Consider the following 4906-nt stretch of genomic DNA (forward strand, 5'->3'; position numbering starts at 1 on the left):
GCTTTTGAATGTATCGTCGTCATGAGCCGGTCTTGTGTCGGGGATAACCTCTACACCTACTGTAATGATTGGCGTAATCAAGGAATCACGCGCCGTGATATCTGGGGGAATACGGCTCCATTCCAAATCGATGCGAGTATGGGGCTTTCCGCAGCCGTCCTGGAAATGCTTTGTTTCTCTGTGCCCGGCAGCATTAAAATCCTTCCCGCCTTACCCAAGGCCCTGGAAAAGGGCTCTGTCCGCGGACTTTGTTGCCGTGGGGGAGTGAAGGTTTCAATCCATTGGGATAGGACAAAGAAAAAGCTTTCCGTTGAATTACTCTCAACCACAGACCAGTCGGTCAAACTCATCCTCCCTAAATGGGCAAAGACCGGGACAAATAAATCGCTCCGGCTTAAAGCGGGCAAGAAGACGGTAGTTTAATCCTTCCGGTAAAGCACAGGATTAAGCTCTGTCTGGATCACTTCCCCCGGTCGGGTGCCGGAGAGCCACCAATTCCAGTCATTGGATTGGTCCTTATTTTTCGGGGCGGACATCTTTGTGCCGTCTTCGATGTAAATAACCGTCATGACGGCCCGCATGCGGTCGGTTTGATTGGCCCCCGCTCGGTGGAGAGTCCAGCCGTAATGGAAGCTGACTTCACCAAGCTCGAAGGCCGTGTCAACGATCGGCAGGTCTTTGACCCGGATAGTTTCCCGGATGACTTCCTCACTTTGGTCGCTGATTTCCATGTCATGGGCGACTTTTACACGGTGACTACCACAACTGAATGCCAAGGGTCCCATCTCCATGGAGGTTTCTTGGAGGGGGATCCAAGCCGTTACCGTATTAAATGTATCCACAGGCCAGTAATATTGGTCCACATGCCAAGGGGTGGCTCCGCCTTGGGGTTCTTTATACAGAGCTTGGTCATGGTACATGCGTACACCGGAGACACCGAGGAGTTCCGTGGCGATTTTAGCCAAGCGTTTGCTTAAGGAGAATTCACGGACTTTCTCATCACGACGCCAGAGGTTATGGATTTGCTGGAAAGCTTTTTCGTAGGTGTTACGTTCATGCATCGGCTTGGTCATGGTATTGTACTGGCGGACGGCATTGCTGATGATGGGTTCCCAATAAGCAATTTCTTCAGCGGAAAAAACCTGTTTTAGTTTGATGAACCCGTTCTTCTGGAAAAAAGCAATTTGCTCCGGGGTGAGGGTGTATGCAGTGTCTATTAAAGGAATAGTTTGTGTGGACATAGGATGGGGTGTTTTATTTTTTTCATTAACCACCAAATAGAAATCCATAAAATGAATCCTCCACAATTCCGGCAAAAAGTGATACTATTTTGATTAATTTGACTAAAACCGACTAAAGGAATGTCGAAAAAAGCCTATTATGAAAGCACAACTTGAAAAAATCCCTTTTTCCCAAACAGCGTGGATCTGCCGGAAATTTTCTTTGACCCGTTTTAATTATCCATGGCATTTCCATCCGGAGCTTGAGCTGACCCTGATCCTCTCGAGTCACGGAACGCGATTTGTGGGGGATAAGATAGATTCATTTAAGGAAGGTGATCTGGTTTTACTCGGGGCCGACCTGCCTCATGTCTGGCTTAATGACCAGGATCACAAGGGAAAATCAGAATCCCTTGTACTTCAATTCAGGCAGGAATTCCTTTCCCCCCTCATTCTCCCAGAAAAAGAGTATACCTTGATCAATCAAACCATCCAAATGGCCCGCCGTGGACTAAAGCTCAAGGGGGAGTTGCGGAACCGAGTCGAGACTGACTTGAAAAAAATGATGAAGGAAGAGGGGATAGGGCGCTTGTGTTTACTCCTCGGTATATTGGAGAAAATATCCAAAAGCCGGGAGTATGATTTGATCGCTTCGGCGGGGTACGAGCCCCTCCTTAACGGGGAGGATGGATTACGATTGAATAAGATTTTTCAGTTCCTGCATAATCGTTTTAGGGAAGAAGTTTTCGAAAAAGAGACAGCCATCTTAGTAGGGATGAGTCCTTCGGCCTTCAGTCGCTATTTCAAGAAACGGACGGGAACGACGTTTGCGTCATTCCTGATCGATATGCGTTTGTCCCATGCGTGCAAATTGCTTGTGGAAAGTGACCGCACGATTGCAGAGATATGTTTTGACTCGGGTTTTTTAAACCTATCAAATTTCAACCGCCAATTCCTCCGGCGCAAAAAATGTAGCCCGAAGGTTTACCGCCAACACACCACGGGTCTGGATATCGGTGTGGGTGTCCCGGAAAATTAACCGTTTGGATGGAGCTGGGGATAAATCCTCCTGCGTAAAAGAATCTGAAACGTCAAGAGATTGTCACGTTTTGGACATGTGTTTGTCACAAAAGAATGTAAGATACTATCGGCAAAGGAGTTTATCTTAATAAAAAAATAGCCTTTGAAAAAAATACTTATATTCACAGCGGGCTTTGGGGAAGGGCATAATACTGCCGCACGCAATTTGCGTGATGCGGTGGAACGCATCGCTCCAGACGAATCCCAAGTGGAAATTTTCGACCTTTTTGATACTTGTTATGGTAAGGTCAACCACTTGCTGCAAAAGACTTATCTGACAGCGATTAATAGAACTCCGAAGCTCTGGAGCAAATTTTATCAGCTCCTCGATAAAACCACGGCTATTGATGTCAATTTGCCCATGCTCTATAAAATCAGGGCGTCAATGGATGACCTCCTGAAGTCTGTCCAGCCGGATGTCGTCGTCAGTGTATATCCTGTTTATAACTATATTATTAATGATATTTACGAGGAGGAAGGCCGTGAAAAACCTTTTCCCCTCGTGACCGTGATTACCGACTCGATCTCGATCAACTCCATGTGGTTCCGGGCGTATAGTGATTATTTTGTCGTGGCCAATGAGCTTTCGGCGGACGTTTTGCGTAAAGCAGCTATTCCTGAAGAAAGAATCAAGGTGTTGGGTTTCCCGGTGACTCCGGTCTTTGCTGATCTCCAGTCCATGGAGCCTATTGCCCATCCGGGGAAGGATGTCAGAAAAAAGATTTTGTACATGCTGAATTCGGGGCGAAAACAGGCGGATAAGGTCATTAGGCGTTTGCTTGAGCATAAAGACTATGACTTGACGATTGCTGTCGGTAAAGATCCTAAGGTTAAAGCCGAGATTGAAGAAATCGTCGCGGAGGAACGTGACCGGGTGACGATTTTGGGTTGGACCAACCAAGTACCCAAACTCCTGAAAAGTCACCATGTCATTATCTCCAAAGCTGGGGGGGCTACGACTCAAGAGGCCATTGCCGGGTGTTGCCCCATGATCGTCACACAGGTCGTACCAGGTCAAGAAGAGGGGAATGCTTCGTTGATCGAAAAGCTCAATGTCGGGGCCATTGCCCAGAAACCGGCAGAAATCGATTTCTGGCTGGAAAAAGCTTTTGACCGTGAGGGGCACCTCTGGGGTGTGTGGAATGAAAATCTACGCAAGGCCAGTAATCCCCAAGCAGCCTTGGATATCGCCCATTTCTGCCTCGGCCTGGCCCGCCCGGGCAATATTGTTTCATCAAATGTCTCCGCATTTAATCTCCCGAACCAAGGGACGCGACAACAACCCTTTGGGAAGCAGATGCTTCTCTGTGATTTTCACATGCACACCCGGTATTCCGATGGGAAACTCTCCGTGACAGATCTGGTGGATTTTTATGGGAGCCGGGGCTTTGATGCCATTTGTATCACAGACCATATTGCTGATTATAACCGGTTAGTCGGTAAAATGGCCAATATGAGCAACCTGGTATTGCCCCGTGATCAGGTGGAAGAATATTTTGAAGTCATCGAAAACGAGCGGAAACGTGCGATGAAAAAATATGGGATGATTCTGATGGCCGGACTTGAGTTTAACAAGGATGGAATGAGTCGGAAGACCTCGGCACACTTATTGGCTGTCGATTTAAAGTCCCCTATTGATCCGGGTTTATCCATTATCGACACCATTGAGCAGATTCATCTCCAAGGTGGACTAGCTATTGCGGCCCACCCGCACCAGTTCAAAGGCCATTGGGGAATCAATACGATGTATTTCTGGGAGAATCAGGATGTGTTTGTGCCCCTATTGGATGCCTGGGAGATCGCCAACCGGGATGATATTTTTAATCCCGTCGGCCTGAAAAAATTCCCCATCATCGCCAATAGCGATTTCCATAAGCCCAAACATATCTATTCATGGAAAACCATGCTTTTCTGTGAGAAAGACCCCGAAGCGATCAAGGCTTGTATCCGCAAGAATCAGGATCTCGCCATTACACTCTACCGTGATGATCGATTTTCTACCAGTCGCGCGGCACCTGTGATCGACGGGACGATGGTTGATGCTCTCCCTCCCCTTCAAGACCAGAAAATGATCGCTATTTCCGCTGCTTGAATGCCGAAAGGTTTGTATTGATCCGGAGTTACCTGTGGTGTCCATGGGATTAGGCGGAATACGGAGCGGGGTGCAAATTGTTACACTTTTAGTCTGGAAACTTCCTGTTCTTGAGGGGGGCGGCGTGTACTCACGGACTTGGCCATTTAGGAGATATCATCAAAGATATCGGGATAAAGTGAGATATCTTTTATAGCCTCTTTGGTCAGTTTTCGCTTGCAGTTTCTGGGATGACAGGGAATTTGATTGGGCGCATTACCCCTATATGAAAAAATATCCTTCAAACTTTCTTGCCCAAAACCTCAATCTGTCCAAGTGCCTTTTGGAAATCAAAACACCCCGGTCCCAAACGATTAAAAAGATCGCTTTGGATGATCCCCGGAAACTCGCTGTGGCTGGTTTAGAGTTAAAATGGGTATTTAAACTTAATCCCAAAGTAAAAACCTATAAACGTGAACGGGCCAGTGTGGACATCGAGGTGACGAATAAGGGGGCTAAACCCGTCGAGTGCAAC

Annotated in this window: 5 protein-coding genes; 4 read left to right on the forward strand and 1 reads right to left on the reverse strand. The window is 47.3% G+C overall.

Annotated features, from left to right (window positions below):
- A partial coding sequence (locus SGI98_05860; GenBank protein MDZ4742928.1) for a hypothetical protein occupies window positions 1-423 on the forward strand: 423 nt, incomplete at its 5' end.
- Here SGI98_05860 and SGI98_05865 read toward each other — a convergent pair.
- The gene (locus SGI98_05865) at window positions 420-1241 is read right to left on the reverse strand and encodes a phytanoyl-CoA dioxygenase family protein (GenBank protein ID MDZ4742929.1); all 822 of its coding nucleotides are present in this window, start codon (window positions 1239-1241) and stop codon (window positions 420-422) included. The two genes, SGI98_05860 and SGI98_05865, sit on opposite strands and share 4 nt — an antisense overlap.
- 139 nt (window positions 1242-1380) lie before the next feature.
- On the opposite strand from SGI98_05865, the gene SGI98_05870 reads away from it, so the two are divergent.
- The 3 genes from SGI98_05870 to SGI98_05880 form a co-directional block, all read left to right on the forward strand.
- Window positions 1381-2259 carry an AraC family transcriptional regulator gene (locus SGI98_05870; protein ID MDZ4742930.1) on the forward strand — a complete coding sequence of 293 codons (879 nt, stop codon included), beginning with the start codon at window positions 1381-1383 and terminating at the stop codon, window positions 2257-2259.
- 144 nt (window positions 2260-2403) lie between these two features.
- Window positions 2404-4392 (forward strand): PHP domain-containing protein, encoded by a 1989-nt coding sequence (locus SGI98_05875; GenBank protein ID MDZ4742931.1) that lies wholly within the window; start codon window positions 2404-2406, stop codon window positions 4390-4392.
- A 265-nt stretch (window positions 4393-4657) separates the two neighbouring features.
- Window positions 4658-4906 (forward strand): hypothetical protein (locus tag SGI98_05880; GenBank protein MDZ4742932.1); only part of this gene is annotated, 249 nt, incomplete at its 3' end.

It is taken from the genome of Verrucomicrobiota bacterium (assembly GCA_034440155.1).
In the GTDB taxonomy this organism is placed as follows: domain Bacteria; phylum Verrucomicrobiota; class Verrucomicrobiia; order JAWXBN01; family JAWXBN01; genus JAWXBN01.